We start from the raw sequence: 21,543 nt of genomic DNA, 5'->3' as shown, positions 1-21,543 counted from the left end.
AAAGTTTAATTGATAACAATAAGAGAAAAATTATGAAAAACAGTTATGATTTAGTCGTTATCGGTGGTAGCCCTGGTGGCTACGAAGCCGCAATCCGTGCAGCACAGCTTGGTTTTAGCACCGCTTGTATTGAAAAACGTGTTCACAAAGGCGAACCTGCACTTGGCGGTACTTGCTTAAACGTGGGCTGTATCCCATCAAAAGCCTTACTTGACAGCTCGCACCGCTATGAAGCGACCAAACATGAACTAGCCGACCACGGCATCACCACAGGTGATGTTAGCATTGATGTTAGCAAAATGTTGGCTCGCAAAGACGGCATTGTCAAAGGCTTGACCGCTGGTGTGGCAGGTCTGTTAAAAGGCAATGGCGTGGACTGGCTACAAGGCACAGGCAAATTGCTTGACGGTAAATCAGCCGAAAAACAAGTGGAATTTGCTCCATTGTCAGGTGAAGCTGCGACCACCATCACCGCAAAATATGTGATTTTGGCGGCAGGTTCTGTGCCTGTGGATATTCCTGTGGCAAAAGTAGATAACGAATACATCGTTGATTCTACAGGTGCGTTAGAATTTGCCGAAGTGCCAAAACGTCTAGGCGTAATCGGTGCAGGTGTGATTGGTCTTGAGCTTGGCTCGGTATGGCGTCGTCTTGGTGCAGAAGTGGTGGTGTATGAAGCCATGCCAACTTTCCTAGCAGAAGCCGACAAAGCGGTAAGCAAAGAAGCTGAAAAACTGCTTAAAAAACAAGGTCTTGACATTCGTGTAGATACCAAAGTTACCAATGCTGAAGTCAAAGACGGTCAAGTAATTGTAACCACAGACGTAAAAGGCGAAGTAAAAACCGACACCTTTGACAAACTTATCGTGTGTGTTGGTCGTAAAGCGTACAAAGAAGGCTTGCTTGGCGAAAATGCTGGCGTTGAGCTAACCGAGCGTGGCTTGGTAGCGGTGAACGACCAATGTAAAACCAACCTAGATGGCGTGTATGCCATTGGCGACTTGGTACGTGGACCAATGCTTGCTCACAAAGCAATGGAAGAAGGCGTGATGGCGGTAGAACGCATTCACGGCGAAAAAGTTCAAGTAAATTATGATACCATCATCAGCGTGATTTATACACACCCAGAGATTGCGTGGGTTGGCTTGACCGAAGAACAAGCTAAAGAGAAAGGTCATGAAGTTAAAACAGGTCAATTCTCATTGGCAGCGAATGGGCGTGCGTTGGCGGCGGGCGAAGGTCAAGGCTTTATCAAAGTGGTTGCCGATGCCAAAACTGACCGCTTGCTAGGTATGCACGTTATTTCTGCAGGTGCAGGTGAAATCATTCATCAAGGCATGATTGCGATGGAATTTGTGTCTAGCATTGAAGATTTGCAGTTGATGACATTTGCTCACCCAACCGTATCAGAAGCGGTGCATGAAGCAGTGTTGTCGGCAGATGGTCGTGCGATTCATGCGATTCAGCGTAAAAAGAAATAATCTAGTTTTTGGTACATTTTAACCAAAATTATATAGTATTTTTTTTAAACATCTCTATAATAATAGGGATGTTTTTTTACGTTTTCCTTATTGAATTTTTCTTACTGAATTTGTCTTATATTGGAGTGAATATGCTGTTAAAGAAAAAAGTTTACTTTTCTAGTGTTGCTATGGTGATTGCATTAACGGGCTGTCAAAATATAAGAAATTCTATTCCAAATGCTGGACCTACACTAAAACAAGTCCAAAACAGCACAGCAGAAGACACAGCCAATGCGGATAATGATGCCGAAACCAATGGCATTACCATTTTAGATATTGATAATAAAATTGTTAATCGTATTAATGAATTAAAAGTTAATCAACATTTTTCTGATATTTACACCAGTAGTTATGTTAATCAAGAAGTGGTCAGAGCAGGTGATACGGTCAATGTTACCATATATGAAGCACCGCCTGCGTTGTTATTTGGTTCGGCGAATAGTAGTGATTTAGGTGCAGCCGCCGAGATTAAATTGCCAGAACAAATGGTTGACAAACAAGGACAATTAACTATTCCATTTTTGGGAAAAATATCAGTTATTGGTAAAACGCCTTCACAGATTCAAAATATGATTGTTAGCGGATTATCTCGTAAAGCCAACAAACCAAGTGCGATTGTCAATATCGCCAAAAACAACTCGGCAAATGTAACCATTGTCGGAGAGGTAAACAATAGTCTAAGAATGCCTTTAACAGGTAAAGGCGAAAGAGTGCTTGATGCTATTGCAACTGCAGGCGGTGCTAAATATCCAAGTAATAAAGTAACTATCCAACTGAATCGTGGTAAGCAATCACTTGAAATACCAATGGACACCTTGCTAAAAGACATGCGACAAAATGTCGTATTACAGTCAGGTGATGTGGTCGCTGTGAATTATCAATCAAACAGCTTTACCGTACTGGGTGCGACTATCAAAAATGATGAAATTAACTTTGAGGCGAATGGTATCTCGCTCATGCAGGCATTGGCACGCTCTGGCGGGTTAAATGACAGTAGAGCGGACTCAAGAGGTGTGTTTATTTTCCGTTATGAAACACCTTATGTATTGACTAATAACCAAATGCGAAAAATTCCTGTTGAACTGCAAAAAAATGGCTTAGTACCTGTGATTTATCGTTTGAATCTCAAAGACCCAGCAAATTATTTTATCGCCCAAAATTTCCCAATTAAAAACAATGACGTAATTTATGTGTCTAACGCACCAGCGACAGAATTTGCTAAATTCTTGAATATGGTTAGCCAATCTATTTACTCGATTACAGGTATTAAAAATTTATCTAACTAAACTAATAAACATAAAAAATAGTTTCTACAATTGATTTGTTTATTAGTTGCTCGTTAGTTGCTCGCATGCTTGCTATGATATTTTTTTTGCGGTAGAATAGTAAAAATTATGGGGCTGTACTAGATTAACTATCATGTTATACTGAAAATATGAAGCTAACACATTGTAAATTAAGTAAAAAACAGCAACTAAAACTACTTGAATTTTTTGTTGCCGAAGTTACTGCCAGAACAGCCTCAGATTTACTGCAAATTTACCCTAATTCAGCAGCCTTATTTTACCATAAAATAAGACTTGTGATAGAATACATCTTAGCCTTGAAGCTCACGAAACCTTTGACGGTGAAATAGAATTAGATAAAAGCTATTTCGGTGGTATTCGTAAAGGTAAGCGTGGTCGTGGTGCAGGTGGAAAGACTGCTGTCTTTGGTCTTTTAAAACGTAATGGCAAGGTTTATACTGTCGTTGTCAAAGACACTAAACAAACCACATTAATGCCCATTATCACCAATAAAATCAAGCCTGACAGCGTTGTTTACACTGATAGTTATAGAAGTTACAATGCTCTTGATGTCAATGATTTTAAACACTTTAGAATTAATCATTCAAAAGAGTTTGCAGATAAAAGCAACAAGCTAAATCACATCAATGGTATTGAGAACTTCTGGAATCAAGCTAAACGTATTCTTAGAAGATACAACGGTATTAAAAAAGAAAACTTTCATTTATTTATCAAAGATGAGAAGCACTGCTTCGCAAGGTTTAGATTTAATTATGGGACACCATCTAATCAACTTAAAATATTGAGAAAATGGTGTGAAATTTAATCCTAATCTAGTTCAGCCCCAAAAATTATATTTATTACATACATTTAGCCCAATATTCCAAAATATAGGTATTTAACTTGAAAACTTCTCGTAATTTTTTTAAAAAAATAGACCCGTTATTCGTGATTTGCGTAGTGATTCCAACGATAGTTTTGACTATTTATTATGGTATTATCGCATCCGATGTCTATATTTCAGAGTCTAAGTTTGTTATCAGAAGTCCTAACCAACAATCCGTATCTGGGCTTGGTGTTGTGCTTAAAAATATTGGTTTTAATGCATCATCTGATGATAGTTATATCGTTCGTGATTATTTGACTTCTCGTGATTCTGTTAAAAGTTTGAATCAAAACCTACATATCCAAGCCAGATATTCATCAGAAAATATCGATACTGTTAGCCGTTTTGGTTTTTTGATAAGAGATAAGACATTTGAAAGTTTTTACGATTATTTTACAAAAAAAGTAAGAATCGTTTATGACCCAGCATCATCTATTTCTACACTGCAAGTCAGAGCTTATACGCCAGAAGATGCCCAAAAAATCAATCTTGAGCTGTTAAAAACCAGCGAAGCTGTGATTAATAAAATCAATGCCAAAGCCAAAAGTGATATTTTAGAATACTCACAAAACGAAGTACAAAAAGCACAAGAAGCATCGACAGCCGCCGCTGAAAAACTGGCGAATTTTAGAACGGGTAAAGAAGTTTTTAACCCGGAAGGGCAATCAATGATTGTACTTCAAGAAATATCAAAATTACAAGATGCGTTAATTCAAGCCCAAGCACAGTTAAGTCAAATACAGGCTTTGACCCCAGACAATCCACAAATTCCAGCGACCAAACAAAGAATCCGTACATTAGAGCAAAAAATTAAAGAAAAATCAGACTTGGTAACAGGACCGAGTGACCGTTCTTTGAGTAATCGCTCAGCAGGTTATCAACGTTTACAACTTGAAAAAGAATTGGCTGATAAACAGTTAGCATCAGCGATTGCATCTTATGAACAAGCCAAAGGGGATTTTAGCCAAAAACAATTGTACCTAGCGACATTGGCTCAACCGTCTATGCCTGATGAAGCCTTAGAGCCAAATCGCCTTAAGAATATTTTGTCAGGTTTTATTTTTGGATTATTGACTTGGGGTGTGTTACGTTTGTTCGTGGCAGGGGTGAAAGAGCATAATGACTAGTTATGTATCAGAACTGCGTCAGTTTAATAAGTCATTTAAGATTCAGTTAAGAGTGATTTATGCCCTACTTATGCGTGAAATTATTACACGTTATGGTCGGCATAATTTAGGGTTTGTTTGGTTATTTCTTGAGCCTATGGTTTTTACTTTGGGTATTACCACAATTTGGTATTTTACTAAAGCTGCACATGGTGGAAATATCCCAATTGTACCGTTTGCCGTAACGGGTTATTCTACAATTCTTTTATGGCGTAATAGCTCTAATAGAGTTGGTAATGCTGTAGAAGCAAATATAGGTCTTTTGTATCATAGAAATGTCAAGGTAATAGATGTTTTCTTAGCTCGTATTTTATTAGAAGGGGCTGGTGCAACAATTTCATTCATCGTACTTTCTCTTTTCTTTATTTCAATTGGGGTTATGGAATTGCCAAATGATTTTTTATTAATGGTAAAAGGGTGGTTTTTGTTGGTATGGTTTACCATTGCTTTGGCTTTTACAGTAGGGGCTTTGTTTCAAATGTCCGAAGTAATTGATAGATTGTGGCACGCCATTACTTATCTTTTATTTCCTCTATCTGGTACAGCTTTTTTTGTAGCATGGTTACCTGATACTTTGAAAAAAGTGATCTTATATTTGCCGATGGTACATAGTACAGAAATGCTCCGACATGGCTACTATGGTAATATGATCCCTACATATGAAAATCCAACCTATATGATTTGGTTTAATATGTGTTTGAGTTTTATTGGTTTAGTTTTAGTTCGTCATGTAAGTAACAATATAGAGGCAAGTAGTTGATTGAATTAAATAATGTAGTTAAATCCTATCCTATTGGGAATACTCGTAGAAATGTTTTAGATGGTATTAATTTAAGAGTAGAGATGGGAGAAAAAATAGGCATTTTAGGTAGAAATGGTGCAGGTAAATCTACATTAGTCCGCATTCTTGGTGGTGTAGAGAAGCCTACTTCAGGTACGATTACCAAAGATATGAGTATTTCATAGCCTTTGGCATTTACAGGAGCATTTCAAGGGAGTTTGACAGGAGCAGATAACGTTCGCTTTGTTTGCCGTGTGTATGGAGCTGACTTTGAAAAAGCAATGGAGATTGTAGAATCATTTGCTGAATTAGGTAAATATCTTTATGAGCCTGTTAAAGTGTATTCTTCTGGTATGAGAGCAAGGCTTGCTTTTGCAATTTCTCTTGCCGTTGATTTTGATTGTTATTTGATAGATGAAGTAATTTCCGTTGGTGATGCGAAGTTTCATCAAAAATGCCAAGTAGAATTATTTGAAAAACGTGCCGATAAAGCAATGATTATTGTGTCGCATGAATTACATAATATCCGAGAATATTGCAATAGAGCAGCAGTACTGAATGATGGTAAATTAATGGTCTATGAAAATATTGAAGAGGCACTGAATTTATACTCAAATCTTTAAGTAAAGCAAGGTGAAATTTAATGAATAATATTAATAGTGACTTACTAATTCATAATATATGGAGATTAAAAAATACATCAGGTGATGTTTTACAAAGTAATCTTCTATTTAAATCTGATGGTACAATGGATGGCTCATCACATACTAATGAATCTTTTTGGAAAATAGATAATGATTGTTTGAAAATTTTTTCTAAGGATAATTTAGTAACTAGTATATTTAATGATTCTTACTTTTTAGGAAACGGATTCTATCAGTTACAAGGTAATTTTGCTACGAATGTGAATGTTAATAAAGTATCAATTGATAAAAAAGATGTTTTATTAGAAAGTTTGTTGGATAAGAAAAGCAAAAAAATTGTTAGTGAATTAAGTGTTGAGGCTAAGGTTGGTAAAAAAACAGATAGATTAATAATACAATTCAATTCAGTTGCAAACCCCTTTAATGGTAATAATCATGAAAGAGAATTTAACTATTTAACAACTTTAGCAGGATTAGATGTTATTCGTATCAGTCAAAGCCGTCCATTATATTGGTATATTAACAAAGTTGATGAATTAGAAGCTATATTATCAGGCTATATACTTTCTAATTATGAAGAAGTATTTTTATTGGGAAGTAGTGCTGGTGGATATGCCTCAATTTTGGTAGCTGAAATTTTAGCTTCTAAGTTTAAAAATATATCTTTTACTTCATTTAGTATCAACCCTCAAACTACTTTAGAAGAAAAGAATATTAAAAAAATATATAAAGAATTTGACCATTATTTTATACCAAAAGATGTTATTAAACAGACTGAATTAGAGGAAAAACAGGTAAATAGTGATATTTCAGAATTTCTTAAAATTAAGAAGAATAATGTAATTCATCATATATTTTATGATGTACTAAATCCTGTTGAAGATTACTATGCCAATGAAGTTAAATTTTCTTCTAGGATTAAACTACATCAATTTCTCTTTGGTGTTAATCATGGAGAAGGTTGTATGAAAATTGGAGGCTCAGTAGAATTTAAAGATCTTTTTCTTAAAAGGATTAACCAACAAGTTAAAATTTGTAAGCATTAATTTTACTATATATTTATTTTATTAATTATGGAGCATTTAAATGAAAATTTTTTATTACAACTGGGTTGATTACCTAGATAATGAAAATCGTGGTGGCGGTGTTAGCGTTTATCAAAAAAACTTACTTGAAGAGCTTAGTAAAAATACAGACCATGAGTTGTATTTTTTATGCTCAGGTATTTCTTATGACCTATTCAATACAAAACTAAGAATTGAACCTATTCAACATGGCAAAGAACTTAAGAAAGATGACTCTTTAAATAAAGTTAAACGATTTGAGATTATCAATTCCAGAGTCTTATCGCCAGGGCATTCTTCATTTGGTGAGACAGAGCAAATTGAAGATAAAGAAATGGATGATTTATTCTTTAAATTTGTTGAAGAGTATGGACCATTTGACGTTATGCATTTTAATAATATTGAGGGTATTCCAGCATCTTTTCTAAAAATAAAGCAAAAATACCCCAATACTAAAGTCATACTTTCAATGCATAATTATTATCCAATATGTTCACAAGTTAATCTTTGGTATGATGAAAAAGAAGCTTGTGAAGATAACTACTATGGAAAAAAATGTATTAGCTGTATCCATCACAAAGCAAAAAAAGAAGTTGTCATTCGTTCAAATGCAACTGCTTATACCTTAAAAAAATTTGGTATAGTTCCTAATACCAAATATTTTTATAAACCTTTTATTACCTTGGCGGGTACAAAAAAGAGAATTGATAAAAAAATACCAGATAGTCGCTATAAGTCAAATGATTTATTTTTTCGGGTAAGTGGCATTCCTTTTATGGAACGTAGAGAAAAAATTATTAATATCATTAATGAAAATTGTGATTATGTTTTGGCAGTTTCTGAACGTGTTAGAGAAATTTGTTTAGGATATGGTATCAAAAATAGCATTGTTCGAACTGACTATATTGGAACAAAGTTTTCCGAATCATACAATCAAATTCCTACTCCAAAAGGAAAGATGACCAGAAATGGTAAATTAAATTTATCATATCTAGGCTATATGAGAAGAGACAAAGGTTTTTACTTTTTCGTTGATGCCTTATTTGATATGCCAAAAGAATTAGCAGAACATATTAATCTAATTGTTGTTGCAAAAAATTCTGACCAAGGACAATTAAATAGAATATATGACCAAATTTGGAAATTTAATGATATTTATTATGCAAATGGTTACAATCATAGCACACTACCAAAAATTCTTGAAAGAATTGATGTGGGTTTAGTACCTTCCTTATGGGAAGATAACTTACCTCAAGTGGCGATTGAGTATCTCTCAAATAAAATTCCTATTATCACTTCTAATAAGGGTGGTGCTCCAGAATTATCAGGTAATAAAAACTTTACTTATGATTCTTTGAATAAAAAAGAGTTATATAGCATTTTAGAAAAAATTATTTCTGGTGAGCTTAATCATGATAATTACTGGAAAACCGCCCGAGCTCCTGTAAGTATGAAAGAGCATAGTGATAGATTATTTAGCCAATACTATAAATAATATATTTAAAACAGAAATTAATTTATCTAAACTTAGGAAAATACTAATGAAAAAAATCTTAACCATCGGAGCAGGTTTTTCAGGTGCAGTTATCGCTCGTGAACTTGCTGAACAAGGATACCAAATTGAAGTCATCGACCAACGTTCGCACATTGCAGGCAACTGCTACACCAAACGGGATAAAGAAACCGAAGTCATGGTACACCAATACGGACCACATATTTTTCACACCGATGACGAACAAGTGTGGAATTATGTCAATCAGCATGGCGAAATGATGCCCTACACCAATCGTGTTAAATCTACCGTTGGTGGGCAGGTTTATTCATTGCCAGTCAATCTACATACCATCAACCAATTTTTTGGCAAAGCCTTTAGCCCAAAAGAAGCCCACGATTTTATCGTTAATGAACAAGCGGATAAAACGATTGATGAACCACAATCATTTGAAGAACAAGCATTAAAATTTGTTGGTAAAGACTTGTACGAAGCCTTTTTTAAAGGCTATACCCAAAAACAATGGGGACTTAGTCCAACCAAATTGCCAGCCAGTATTTTAAAACGCTTGCCAGTGCGTTTTAACTACAATGATAACTACTTTTTCCACAAATTTCAAGGGATGCCAAAAGACGGCTACACCCCAATCGTGCAAAGTATCCTAAATCATGATAACATCACCGTTAAACTTGGGACAAATTTTGATGATTATCGGGATAAATTGGATGATTATGAACATATTTTCTACACAGGGGCGTTGGACGGTTTTTACGATTATAAACTTGGTCGTCTAGGCTATCGCACCCTTGACTTTGAACGCCACACTGATGAAGGCGATTTTCAAGGCTGTGCGGTGATGAATTATGGCGAAGAAAGCGTGCCATACACTCGTATTTCAGAACACAAGCATTTTACGCCTTGGGAAAATCACGAAAAAACTGTGTATTTTAAAGAATTTAGTCGTTTAGCTGAAGAAAAAGACATTCCTTATTATCCGATTCGTTTGATTGATGAAAAAACTATGCTTGAAAAATATATTGAGTTAGCAAATCAAGAAACCAAAGTAACTTTTGTTGGTCGTTTGGCGACTTATCGCTACTTGGATATGGACGTGACCATTCGTGAAGCATTGGATGTGGCTCAAGCATTTCTGACAGCCAAGCAAAAAAATGCTAAAATACCTGCTTTTATGGTGAATGTTTTATAACATTTGTTTTAACAAAAGCAAACAAAAGTAAATTAATATGTCAATCGTTTCTGTTATTGTCGTCACTTATAATTCAAGTGCAGTCGTACTTAAATTATTAAATCAACTGTTAAACCAAACTTATGTTTTGGATAATATCATTGTCGTTGATAATCATAGTGATGATAATACTTGTGAGTTGATTGAAAACTTTGCCAAAACTAATATCCGTCTGTATCGCTTACCCAAAAATATTGGCGGTGCAGGCGGTTTTGCATGGGGTTTTGAAAAAGCAATGGCACTAGCTTCGGATAAGATTTTTACCTTTGATGACGATGCTTATCCACCAAGTAGAACCTATATTGAAGATATGCTGACCTGCCAAAACTACTATCAGTTTGATGTCTTATGTCCGATTGTTGTGGATACGCATAATCACCAAAAAACCTCATTTGAATATCGTGTTAATCAAACTAAGTTTACAGATGTTGAGTTGGTTCAAGCTCACAGTATTATTGAAGATGATATTAAATTGTTTAATGGCGTATTATTTGATAAAAGTGTCATTGAGCATTTAGAAGGTCCACGCCCAGAGTTTTTTATTCGGGGTGATGAGCAAGAGTTTAAAAGCCGTGTTTTGCAAGCTGGTTATAAAGTGGCGGTGCTGACATCTTGCGTGGTGTATCACCCAACATCATTAAATGAATATCTTTATATCCAGGGTTTTAGGTATCATCATGTGGATTCTCGACTAAAACTGTTTTTTTCTACACGCAATCAAGCGTATATGCTCAAACTAAGAGATGACTTTTCAATTCGCAAAAAAACCATTATACTAGCCAAACAATTTTATCGCTATACTTGGTTTTATTTGGTGCATCGTAAATTTGATTGGCACAACTATACATTATGGCTAAAAGCCTTTATATTTGGGGTGTTTGGTTATATGAATAATAATATTATCAAAAAATTTAACTCATAAGGATTGAATATGAAAATCACCCACGCTGTTATCCCTGTCGCTGGCTTTGGCACTCGTATGTTGCCATTATCAAAAGCTGTGCCAAAAGAGCTGTTGCCACTTGGCAACAAACCTGCAATCCAATACGTCATTGAAGAGGCGGTTGCCTCTGGTATCAAAAATATTGTGCTTGTCAATCACGCCCAAAAAATGGCGATAGAAAACTATTTTGACATCAACAGCGAACTTGATACCCAGCTTCGCACCAAAGGCAAAAACGAACTTGCCGACAGCTTAAACTTTTTGCCAAATGACGTAAACATCATCAGCGTACGTCAAGGTAAACCATTGGGCTTGGGTCATGCGGTTTTGCAAGCTCGCTCCGCCATTGGTGATAATCACTTTGCCGTGCTGTTGCCCGATGTTGTGCTAAATCCGTTTGAGAGCGATTATAATAGCCAAAATTTAGTATTTATGATAAATGAATTTAGCAAAAATTCACATTCGCAAATTTTGGTAGATCCTGTAGCCACAGCCGACATTCACAAATACGGTATTGCCAAACTGCATGGAGAGAGCAAAACGCTTGAAAAAACTAAGCAAAATCAAGCCTTTGGCGTGCAAGGTTTTGTTGAAAAACCAAAGGCAGACGTTGCTCCGTCAAACTTGGCGGTGGTGGGGCGTTATGTGTTTAACAATGCCATTTTTGATTATTTGGCAAAAACCGAGCCAAGCGTGGGCGGTGAAATTCAGCTCACCGATGCCATTGACGCACTCATCAGCACGCAAGGTGTGGACGTGGTTACGATGGTTGGCAACAGCTTTGACGCTGGCGACATGACCAGCTATATGCGGGCGTTTATGTATTTTGCGGATAAAATTTTGCAAAAATAAGGCATAAAAAATGACTACCAACAGCACTTGGCAAACCCTACAAACCTTTGGCAAAAACCCTTTAACGTTAAATGAGTTGTTTGCCAAAGACGGCTCTCGCGGCAGAAAATTTACCGCAAAATCCTGCGATATTTACATGGATTTTAGCAAACAGGCGATTAATGATGACATTTTGCAAAATTTGTTAAATTTGGCAAAAGAATTTGATTTATCAAATAAAATCAATGACTTATTAACAGGAAAAAAAGTAAACGACACCGAAAACCGAGAAGCCTTGCACACCGCCTTACGCACTCCAAAGGGTGAAAATTTGCTTGTCGGTGGCGTAAACGTCAATGAGCAAGTGCATGACAGCCTTGCCAAAGCAGAAATTTTGGTCGGTCGTATTCGCCAAAAAATCTGGCGTGGCTACACAGGTAAGGCAATCACCGATGTAGTGAACATTGGCGTGGGCGGTTCGGATTTAGGTCCACTCATGGCGACAACTGCCCTTGATGAGTGGGCGGACACCGACATTCGGGTGCATTTTGTTTCCAACATGGACGGCACACAGCTTGACGGTTTGTTAAAAATTCTAAATCCACAAACCACATTATTTATCATTTCATCAAAATCTTTTGGCACGATTGACACATTGTCAAATGCCAAAACTGCTCTGTCGTGGCTACTTTCAAGCCACAACAATAAAGAAACCATTTTACGCAGGCATTTTATCGGCATTTCCACCAAAGCGGACAAAATGAGCGAGTGGGGCATTCATGCGGACAATCAGCTTTTGCTGTGGGACTGGGTGGGCGGTCGTTTTTCCATGTGGTCGGTGATTGGGCTTGCCATCGCCATAAAGATTGGCATGGCAAACTTTTATGAGCTACTAGCAGGGGCAAATGCGATGGATAGGCACTTTGCCACCGCCAAATTTGAGCAAAATTTGCCTGTTTTGCTTGGGCTTTTGGGCGTGTGGAACAGCACCTTTTTAAACATCAATGCCCACACCGTACTACCTTATGATGGGCGGTTGTCGTTTTTTCCCAATTATCTCACCCAGCTTGAGATGGAAAGCAACGGCAAATCGGTAACTCGTGATGGCAAAACGGTGGATTATGCCACTTGCCCTGTGCTGTGGGGCGATATTGGCTCGAACGCCCAGCACGCTTTTTATCAACTGCTACATCAAGGCACGCAACGGGTTTCTTGCGATTTTATCACGCCCATTTACCGCTATAATGATAAGCAAAAATACAATCAGTATTTAGCAGAACAACACAAATTGTCCTTGTCAAACTGCTTGGCACAAAGTCAAGTGTTGGCATTTGGCAATCATGCCTTGCCAAGCGAACTTGTACAAAAAGACGACAAATTTTCCCATTTTAAACAATATCGTGGCAATCAGCCGTCCACCACCTTGCTTTTGACCGATTTATCGCCAAAAACGCTGGGTTCGCTCATCGCTCTGTACGAGCATAAAGTGTATGTGATGAGTGTGATTTGGCAGATTAACCCTTTTGACCAGTGGGGCGTAGAAGTTGGCAAAGTAATGGCAAATCGTGTTTATGATGAGTTGCAAGTTATTGATTTAACAGAAAAATTTGACAGTTCTACTAATGAGCTGTTAAGTGTGATTAAAGGTGGTAAAAAATGAGTAAACACATTCATGTTTATGGTGCTAATCACGAAGCGATTAACGCCTGTATTTTTTTAGCCAGTCTTGACAATCAAGTAACGCTGTTTAGCAAAAAAGAGCAGGGAAAACAAGGCGAAATTGAGCAAACATTAGTACAATACAAATTTGATAATCAAATGTCCGCCTTGTGGAAAATGTTTGTTAATGAGCAAAAAATTATGCACCAAGTTATTGATAAATCACATAATTTTGAATTTAACGATAATGCGATAACGTGGCTATTTGCCGATGATTTAAGCGATGATGAATTGCAAAATTTTATCAGAAGCCAAAATAGCCCGCACAGTCAAATCATCGTGAGCGGTACAAAAGCCATTGGCGATATTGATGCGTTTGCCAAACACCTAAAAAGTGCTTGGGTGTATTATTTGCCGTTTATTTTTATGAAAGATGGGGCGAATTTTAGCTCATTTTTTCAAGCTGATTTGGTGATGATTGGCGAGAAAACGGCAGATAGCGTGGGAGCGTGCGAACTGTTGCTATTTTTGCAAAAACAAGCCAAAACTTGCGAGATTAGCGACATTAAAACCATAGAATTTGCCAGAAGTAGTATCATGGCGATGCTTGCCACACGCCTTAGTTTTATGAATGAAATGGCACGCCTTGCCGATAACCAAAAAATAAACATCAATAAAATCAAAGATATCATGGGCAAAGACAGCCGAATTGGCAGTGCTTATTTGTCCGCAGGGTGGGGATTTGGTGGTAAGTCTTTGCCGACTGAGATTGAGCTTTTATCGCAAATTTTTAATAAAAATCAAGTACATACAAAACTGCTAAGTGCGGTAGAAGACATTAATAACGACCAAAAAGAGCTGATTTTTCGCAAATTTTGGCGGTATTTTGATGGTTTTATTGAAAATAAAACCGTGCTAATTTGGGGAGCAGGCTATCGCATTGGTACGTCTCGCATTACCAATTCTGCCATTCACGAGCTGTTAAAATTGCTGTGGTCGTACCAAATTCGCACCATTGTTTATGCCAAAAATACCGCCTTTGAGCTTGCTGAGCAATATGGCGATGAACCGCTTTTGACGCTCACCGACAAGCCTTATGACAGCTTGCCAGAAGTGGCGAGTTTGTTTATTATTAATTGGTCGGATTTATTGCCCCCTGATGTCAATGAATTAAACAGGGCGGGTGTGCCGATTTTTGATGCCAAAAATATTTTGACCGACAGCCAAGTGGCTGATTTAACAGGGTTTTATACGGGGATTGGGCGGTAGTTGTATAATTTAAAAGTTTCCGTTCGTGGTGAGCTTGTCGAACCTGAGAAGCATTGCTTCGCAAGACGTAGCAAAGCGAAGTGGAAACCGACTCTTCGACAAGCTCAGGGCGAGCGGTTTCCATAAAATTCAATTTTTTATAAAGGCTTGAAAAACATGAAAAAAATCCTTGTAACAGGCGGTGCAGGCTATATCGGTTCGCACACGCTGATTGAGCTTATCAAATCTGACTTTACGCCTATTATTTATGACAATTTGTCCAATTCTAGTCCGATTGCGATTGAGCGAGTGGAAAAAATCGTTGGGCAAAAAATTGACTTTATTCAAGGCGATGTTTTGGATAAAACCTTGTTAAATCAAGTGTTTAACGAACATAATTTTTTTGCCGTTATTCATTTTGCAGGGTTAAAAGCCGTTGGCGAGTCGGTGGCAAAACCGTTAAAATATTATCAAAACAACGTGGCAGGAACGCTTAATTTATTAGAAGTGATGAAAGAGTTTAACGTCAAAAACTTTATTTTTTCATCATCGGCAACCGTGTATGGCGACCCAGAGACTTTGCCAATTGTTGAGACTTCGCCACGCTCCGCCACCAATCCTTATGGGCAAAGCAAACTCATGGTTGAGTATATTTTAGAAGACTTGGCGAAAGTGGACGATGAATTTAACATCATTTCGTTGCGATATTTTAACCCCATTGGGGCGGACGCATCAGGCACGATTGGCGAAGACCCAAGCGACATTCCAAACAATCTCATGCCGTACATCAGCCAAGTGGCGGTAGGCAAACTTGAAAAATTGTCCGTATTTGGCAACGACTACGACACGGTGGACGGAACAGGCGTGCGAGACTATATTCATGTGGTGGACTTGGCAAAAGGTCATGTGTCAGCGTTGCAATACATTGAAAAACAAGAAAAAGCCATTGGGTTTGAGCCGATAAATCTTGGCACAGGCAACGGCACGTCCGTTTTACAACTGGTAAACGCCTTTATCAGTCAAACAGGGCAAGCCGTGCCGTACGTCATTGCACCCAGACGAGCAGGGGATATTGCTACTTGCTATGCCAGTTCCCAAAAAGCGAAAAATCTGCTGGGCTGGACAGCAGAATTTGGCATTGATAGAATGTGTGCGGACACTTGGCGTTGGCAAAGTGGTAATCCAAAGGGTTATCACTCTTAACCGTCTGTATGTGTAAAATTTGAGTTGTGGTTAAATTTTTATCACAACTCATTACAAAATCACAACTTACAAAACGCTGTAATCTCATGATAATACTTTGTAAATTTTAGATTATTAGGTATTATCATGAAAGCCATCAAAAACACCCTTTTAGCAACTGCCATTATCATCGGTTCAGCCAATTTGACAGGCTGTGGCTACAACGCCATGCAAGCCCAAGACGAACAAATCAACGCTTCATGGTCAGAGGTGGTAAACCAATACCAACGCCGTGCCGACTTGATTCCAAATCTTGTCAAAGTGGTCGCCCAGTATGCTCAGCACGAACAAGAAACCTTAACCCAAGTTACCCAAGCTCGCTCGGCGGCGACTTCTATCCAAGTAACGCCAGAGGTGCTAAACGACCCTGCATCTTTTCAACGTTTTCAACAGGCGCAAGACCAGTTAGGCGGTGCATTATCTCGCCTGATGGCGGTGTCTGAGCGTTATCCAGAATTAAAAGCTGACCGTCAATTCCAAGAACTACAAGCCCAGTTTGAAGGCACAGAAAACCGCATTACCGTGGCTCGTGGCAACTATATCAAAGACGTTCAGCAATATAACACCACCGTTCGCCAATTTCCAACCAACTTGACCGCCAAAGTTTTTGGTATGCACACTCGCCCAAACTTTACCGTGGGTAACGAAGCCCAAATCTCGGTCGCACCGACTGTTGATTTTGGTAACAACAATAACACAGGCGGTCAGCTAGCCCCTGCCACCAATAACGCCAATGCAGGTGGACAACCTGTGCAAAACACAGGCACGGCAACTGCCAATTAATCCATTTATCAAAAATACGATAAATTGGGTTTAAATTGTTTTAAAAAAAATTTTAAAAATTGATAAAAGGCTTCTCATGTTGGTAAAAAAAATGACACATTCGCCCCAATCATGGATAAAAAAATCTGTGATAATCGGTTTGTTAAGTCTGTCCGTCATGCCAACATTGAGCCAAGCCGAAACCGTAACGGCTACCGCCACTGCAACGGCAAATCAAGCCACCGCACAGCCGACCAAATCCACGCTACAATCGCACAGCGTGGATGATATGCTTGCTCTTTCTCAAGTTGCCAAACAAAATGAAGCGGTGAATGACGCTGTTTTTGGCAATGAAGCGATTAACGAAACTTTGGGCGAAACGCTGAATAATGACGCTTTGCCTTTGCCAAATGGACAAAGTAACCAAACATCACAAAACTCAACACAAAACGCCAACCAAAATTCCACCCAAACCCCACGCCAATTCACCGAAAAAGGCGTGGATTCATCACAGTTGGTTTTGCAAAATCCTGTGATTGACCAAGCTCGTATTTTGACCGCCAGCGAAAAACAAGCCTTAGAGCAAAAAATTCGTCATATTTATGAGCGGGGTTTGGCACAGCCTGCGGTGGTGATTGTACCGACCACCAACGGTACAGACATTTTTACTTATGCCATACAAGTTGCCGAACGTTGGCAATTGGGCGGTAAAAAAAGCAGTAATGGCTTGTTAATCGTGGTCGCTGTCAATGACCGCAAATTACAGATTTTGACAGGCTATGGGCTTGAAGGTGTGATTCCTGATGCGATTGCCAAACGTATTATCATGGAAGATATCACGCCATATTTTAAACAAGGCGACTTTGCAGGCGGTATCAATGCAGGGCTAAACCGTATTGAAGAGCGACTGAGTACCGACCCAGATATTTTAAAACAAGCCGATGCCGAAAAAATGCAACAGTCGCAAGCCGAAGAAATTTCACCCATTCCTTTTGCCATTATTTCATTATTTATTGGTTTCTTTTTGACCAGTATATTGGGGCGTTTTTTGGGAGCGAGTGTCACCGCTGGCGGTGCGGTGGTGGCAGGCACGTTGTTTGGGTTTGGCTTTTTTACTAGTTTGTTAATTGCGTTTTTGTTATTTGTGTTTTTGTTGGTTCGCAATACAGGCGGTGGCGGACGTGGTGGCGGTAGTGTATTTATTCCCACAGGTGGCGGTGGTTTTGGCGGAGGCGGATTTGGTGGCGGAGGTTACGGCGGAGGCGGTGGTGGCTTTGGCGGAGGCGGTGCTGGCGGTTCTTGGTAGTTTTTTTAAAATTAAATTTAAATTAAAATAAATCACATGACAAATTCACAACACACACAGACAAATCAACCCAATCCAACAAAAGGCAATCAACTGCCAATCAGCGAAACGATTGCTTATACGTCACCGATTAACAACACCACAACCACCGAGCCAAGTTTTCGCCGTTGGTTGCGTCAGTTGTGTTTTGTGCCGTGTTTGCACAACCGTTGGTTAGACAATGTTGCCAAAACCCAATTAAGCCAAGCGGTCAGCCAAGCGGAAATCGGACATCGTGGCGAAGTGTTTTTGGTGATTGAAAATACTTTGCCCTTGCACCTTGCACGCACGCACAACAGCCGAGATAGGGCAGTGCAAGTGTTTGCCGATTATCGGGTATGGGATACAGCTGACAATACAGGCGTGTTGGTTTATTTAAATGTGTGTGAACATAGGCTTGAGATTGTTGCTGATAGGGGCATTGCGTCACAAGTTATGCCAGCGGTTTGGCAAGCCTTGTGCGATATGGCTTTAACACATATCAAAGCGGACAATCAAGTGCAAGGTTTGACCCAATTGCTTAACGAAATTGGGCAATTATTACGCCAACATTATCAATTAGACAATGATATTCACGGTAATGAATTAAGCGATACGGTTGTTTATTTGCGTTAAAATTTGTTAAAATATTGTTTATTGAAAAGCAAAGGAAACAACATGACAGCGTTTGACATCAACGATTACCAACAAAAAGCCAAAAATGGCGATGCCGAAGCCCAATATCAACTTGGGCTTTGCTATGCCAAAGGATTGGGCGTAGAAAAAAACTTTCGGGAATCGGCTCGTTACTGGTTACAAGCGAGCAAACAACAACATGCCCAAGCCTTAGTAGGGCTTGGTAAATTGTTTGAAAAAGGTGTAGGCGTACCACAAGACTACACAAAAGCCTACCAATGCTATCATGCAGCTACTGCTCAAAACCTTGCTGAAGCCAAAGTCCGCCTTGCCATGCTGTATATGCAAGGATTTGGCGTGGAACAAGACCCCAAAAAAGCCGTGCAACTTTTTATCCAAGCTGCTGAACAAGGCGACGCAACCGCACAATATAATCTAGCGGTCGCTTATGAAAAAGGCTTGGGCGGATTCGTACAAAACCCTGAACAAGCGACTTTTTGGTATCAACAATCGGCAGATTTGGGCTATGCACCTGCGGTCAATCGCCTTGCAGAAAATTTGGACAAACAAACTGACAACCAAGCAAGCAATGTTGATGCTGAAGCGATTTTTGTCAATGCCACTCAAAAAATAAAAAATCAATTGCACGATGCGATGACGGATTTTCAACACTCAGCCGAGCATGGCTTTGCCAAAGCCCAATATAATGTGGGGATTGCACATTTATTTGGCGTGGGCGGTGTCGCTCAAAATACCGATTTGGCGGTGGAATTTTTGCAAAAATCTGCCAAACAGGACTTTCGTCCAGCCCATTTTGTGTTGGGGTGGTATTATCAAGGCGGTTTTGACGTTGCCAATTTTCAACAAGCAGTCAACATTGACAACACTCAAGCCCTTTATCATTACGAAAAAGCAGGTGAGTTGGTCCATGCACAAGCCCAATATTTTTTGGCAAAAATGTATGAAACAGGCAACGGCGTGGACAAAAATGATGAAACCGCTTTATCATGGTTACGTCAATCGGCAAAACAAGGCTATGGCGTAGCGTATCAACGTTTAGAGCAACTCATTCCTTAATTGCAGTTTTTTTAATTAGCATATTGATAAAATGACAAAAATAACAAATTCAACAACGATTACCCATAAAGATGTGGATAAATTGGGCGATATTATCCAAAATGAAAACATCAGCGTGCCTTTGGTGGCGGTGTATTGTGGTTCACGCACAGGCAATAATCCGATTTATACCCAAACGGCGTTTGAGCTGGGTCAAAAACTGGCAAAAGCGGGTTTTGGCTTGGTGTATGGCGGTGCATCCATTGGCGTAATGGGGGCGGTGGCTGATGGCGTGCTGTCGCAAAATGGCGTGGCGGTGGGCGTGATTCCACAGTTTATGCTCCAAAAAGAAATTTCGCATCTCAATTTGACCCAGTTGCATTTGACCGATAGTATGCACACCAGAAAGGCAATGATGGCTGAATATGCCAGTGCTTTTGTAACTTTATCGGGCGGTTTTGGTACGCTAGAAGAGATTGCTGAGATTGCGACTTGGCGACAGTTGATGCAACATGACAAACCGATGATGTTGTTGAACACCAATCAATTTTATCAGCATTTTATCCAGCATATTCATCATATTGCCGATGAAGGTTTTATGGCACAGCAAGACCGCAATGCGTTAGTGGTGTGCGATACGGCTGATGATGTGATTGGACATTTGCAAAAAACAGTCAATATTGATAACCCTTTGGCTAAAGACATTGATACACGGGTTTTTAGCTTAAAATATAGAGGTGGGGGCGTATTGCATACGCCTAAAAATACAAAGTGAAACCTTTGCAAAACCTCATTCTTTCGATAGTTGTAAAAAATAAACTCCTAAAATTTCAATTGGTTATTTTTTTGGAATTTGTAAATTCAGAGGTTTTGCAAAAGTCTCTTTCTTCGAGAAAACGTACATGCCAACCCCATCCTTTCCCATGTCCTCAACGCGCACAATGGTAAAACCGCACTTATTTACGTAAAAACACACGTTATTAATCAGGCATGTCGGCGTTCTCAGTGTCCATTCTTTAGCGTCAGGATACATATTTTCAATTTCCATCCATGCATGAAAACCGTAACCTTTACCCTGTTCTTCAGGCAGAATGAACAATCTATCAAGGGTGTGTATTCCTGTAGAATTGCCGGAAATAACAGCACCTCCGATTAGGCGATCATTTATCCATAATCCCAGCACTGTTTTGTCAAGCATCATTATTGCGGATTCAAATGAAAAATCCTCTTCGCCCTCGTCATCTTCTTCCTCCATATCATCAGGAAAAAAAGAGGCGTTTGATTCAAACGATAATGAATAGATTTGTTCGAGTTCTGTAGCATTGGCAAGAATAGCTGCTTTGATTAACATATGATTTTCCGTTGCGTATATGAAGAAGGGGTAGTTTTAAAGCCGGTCTGTCAGGAGCCGACATCCGTCGTGGACAATCGTTAATTCTTGGTAACAGAAATTTAGCGGATTTTTTAGGGTTTTGCAAAGGTTTCAAAGTATGATTTCTCATTTAATTGATTTATAAACGAAAAAAAGCATTAAAAACAAAAAAGCCATTGTCATTTAACAATGGCTTAATTTTTTTATTCCTAAAGAATATGTGGCGTCCCCACGGGGATTCGAACCCCGGTTACCGCCGTGAAAGGGCGATGTCCTAGGCCTCTAGACGATGGGGACGCATCTAACTTCAACCGCTTTCACCGTTTGATGTTGAATTGGTGCGTATAATAATGATTTTTTTATTTGAAGTCAAGTTTTTTTT

The 21,543-nt window shown here is 38.8% G+C and carries 20 protein-coding genes, 1 tRNA gene and 1 pseudogene; 20 read left to right on the top strand and 2 right to left on the bottom strand.

Features of this window, described 5'->3' with window-relative positions:
- The first annotated feature begins 32 nt into the window (after window positions 1–32).
- The 20 genes and pseudogenes from lpdA to ACGTJS_RS03915 all read left to right on the top strand — a co-directional run bounded on the left by lpdA (window position 33) and on the right by ACGTJS_RS03915 (window position 20,564).
- A complete protein-coding gene (gene lpdA / locus ACGTJS_RS04010; RefSeq protein WP_410472886.1) occupies window positions 33–1,481 on the top strand; it encodes a dihydrolipoyl dehydrogenase in 1,449 nt (482 codons plus the stop codon).
- A 131-nt stretch (window positions 1,482–1,612) separates the two neighbouring features.
- The gene (locus ACGTJS_RS04005; protein WP_410472885.1) at window positions 1,613–2,809 is read left to right on the top strand and encodes a polysaccharide biosynthesis/export family protein; all 1,197 of its coding nucleotides are present in this window, start codon (window positions 1,613–1,615) and stop codon (window positions 2,807–2,809) included.
- A 149-nt stretch (window positions 2,810–2,958) separates the two neighbouring features.
- Window positions 2,959–3,635 (top strand): annotated as a pseudogene (locus ACGTJS_RS04000) (IS1595 family transposase).
- 152 nt (window positions 3,636–3,787) lie between these two features.
- Window positions 3,788–4,822, top strand: coding sequence for a hypothetical protein (locus ACGTJS_RS03995; protein WP_410472884.1), 1,035 nt, complete (start codon window positions 3,788–3,790; stop codon window positions 4,820–4,822).
- Window positions 4,815–5,621 carry an ABC transporter permease gene (locus ACGTJS_RS03990; RefSeq protein WP_410472883.1) on the top strand — a complete coding sequence of 269 codons (807 nt, stop codon included), beginning with the start codon at window positions 4,815–4,817 and terminating at the stop codon, window positions 5,619–5,621. The genes ACGTJS_RS03995 and ACGTJS_RS03990 overlap by 8 nt, the downstream gene beginning before the upstream one ends.
- On the top strand, window positions 5,618–5,827 hold the full coding sequence (locus tag ACGTJS_RS03985; RefSeq protein WP_410472882.1) for an ATP-binding cassette domain-containing protein: 210 nt from the start codon (window positions 5,618–5,620) through the stop codon (window positions 5,825–5,827). The genes ACGTJS_RS03990 and ACGTJS_RS03985 overlap by 4 nt, the downstream gene beginning before the upstream one ends.
- Before the next feature lie 3 nt (window positions 5,828–5,830).
- A complete protein-coding gene (locus ACGTJS_RS03980; RefSeq protein ID WP_410472881.1) occupies window positions 5,831–6,265 on the top strand; it encodes an ABC transporter ATP-binding protein in 435 nt (144 codons plus the stop codon).
- A gap of 20 nt (window positions 6,266–6,285) precedes the next feature.
- A complete protein-coding gene (locus tag ACGTJS_RS03975) occupies window positions 6,286–7,332 on the top strand; it encodes a hypothetical protein (protein WP_410472880.1) in 1,047 nt (348 codons plus the stop codon).
- A gap of 40 nt (window positions 7,333–7,372) precedes the next feature.
- Window positions 7,373–8,845: a glycosyltransferase gene (locus tag ACGTJS_RS03970; protein ID WP_410472879.1), complete on the top strand. Its 1,473-nt coding sequence runs from the start codon at window positions 7,373–7,375 to the stop codon at window positions 8,843–8,845.
- Window positions 8,846–8,891: 46 nt separating this feature from the next.
- A complete protein-coding gene (glf, locus tag ACGTJS_RS03965; protein ID WP_410472878.1) occupies window positions 8,892–10,049 on the top strand; it encodes a UDP-galactopyranose mutase in 1,158 nt (385 codons plus the stop codon).
- A gap of 37 nt (window positions 10,050–10,086) precedes the next feature.
- Window positions 10,087–11,010: a glycosyltransferase gene (locus tag ACGTJS_RS03960; protein ID WP_315041439.1), complete on the top strand. Its 924-nt coding sequence runs from the start codon at window positions 10,087–10,089 to the stop codon at window positions 11,008–11,010.
- Between the two features lie 9 nt (window positions 11,011–11,019).
- Window positions 11,020–11,883, top strand: coding sequence for a UTP--glucose-1-phosphate uridylyltransferase (locus ACGTJS_RS03955; protein ID WP_410472877.1), 864 nt, complete (start codon window positions 11,020–11,022; stop codon window positions 11,881–11,883).
- A 10-nt stretch (window positions 11,884–11,893) separates the two neighbouring features.
- Window positions 11,894–13,522: a glucose-6-phosphate isomerase gene (gene pgi, locus ACGTJS_RS03950; protein WP_410472876.1), complete on the top strand. Its 1,629-nt coding sequence runs from the start codon at window positions 11,894–11,896 to the stop codon at window positions 13,520–13,522.
- Window positions 13,519–14,790: a UDP-glucose 6-dehydrogenase gene (locus ACGTJS_RS03945; RefSeq protein ID WP_410472875.1), complete on the top strand. Its 1,272-nt coding sequence runs from the start codon at window positions 13,519–13,521 to the stop codon at window positions 14,788–14,790. Before pgi ends, ACGTJS_RS03945 begins: the two co-directional genes overlap by 4 nt.
- Window positions 14,791–14,946: 156 nt before the next feature.
- Complete coding sequence (galE, locus tag ACGTJS_RS03940; protein WP_410472874.1) at window positions 14,947–15,972, top strand: UDP-glucose 4-epimerase GalE; 1,026 nt, start codon at window positions 14,947–14,949, stop codon at window positions 15,970–15,972.
- 126 nt (window positions 15,973–16,098) lie between these two features.
- Window positions 16,099–16,794: a LemA family protein gene (locus ACGTJS_RS03935; RefSeq protein WP_410472873.1), complete on the top strand. Its 696-nt coding sequence runs from the start codon at window positions 16,099–16,101 to the stop codon at window positions 16,792–16,794.
- Window positions 16,795–16,885: 91 nt separating this feature from the next.
- Window positions 16,886–18,079, top strand: a complete 1,194-nt coding sequence (locus ACGTJS_RS03930) for a TPM domain-containing protein (protein ID WP_410472872.1) — start codon at window positions 16,886–16,888, stop codon at window positions 18,077–18,079.
- A 36-nt stretch (window positions 18,080–18,115) separates the two neighbouring features.
- Window positions 18,116–18,733: a TPM domain-containing protein gene (locus tag ACGTJS_RS03925; protein WP_315041423.1), complete on the top strand. Its 618-nt coding sequence runs from the start codon at window positions 18,116–18,118 to the stop codon at window positions 18,731–18,733.
- 42 nt (window positions 18,734–18,775) lie between these two features.
- Window positions 18,776–19,810 (top strand): tetratricopeptide repeat protein, encoded by a 1,035-nt coding sequence (locus ACGTJS_RS03920; RefSeq protein ID WP_410472871.1) that lies wholly within the window; start codon window positions 18,776–18,778, stop codon window positions 19,808–19,810.
- Between the two features lie 31 nt (window positions 19,811–19,841).
- A complete protein-coding gene (locus tag ACGTJS_RS03915; RefSeq protein WP_410472870.1) occupies window positions 19,842–20,564 on the top strand; it encodes a TIGR00730 family Rossman fold protein in 723 nt (240 codons plus the stop codon).
- A gap of 63 nt (window positions 20,565–20,627) precedes the next feature.
- Here the strand turns inward: ACGTJS_RS03915 and ACGTJS_RS03910 are convergent, their stop codons facing one another.
- Window positions 20,628–21,140, bottom strand: a complete 513-nt coding sequence (locus tag ACGTJS_RS03910; protein ID WP_315041418.1) for a GNAT family N-acetyltransferase — start codon at window positions 21,138–21,140, stop codon at window positions 20,628–20,630.
- A gap of 242 nt (window positions 21,141–21,382) precedes the next feature.
- Window positions 21,383–21,458, bottom strand: a tRNA-Glu gene (locus ACGTJS_RS03905).
- Window positions 21,459–21,543: the final 85 nt, after the last annotated feature.

The sequence above is a fragment of the Faucicola mancuniensis genome (assembly GCF_046523945.1).
GTDB classification, from domain to species: Bacteria; Pseudomonadota; Gammaproteobacteria; order Pseudomonadales; family Moraxellaceae; genus Faucicola; species Faucicola mancuniensis.
The sequence above is the reverse complement of the archived record's forward strand: the minus strand, read 5'-3'. Positions and strand labels throughout refer to the sequence as shown.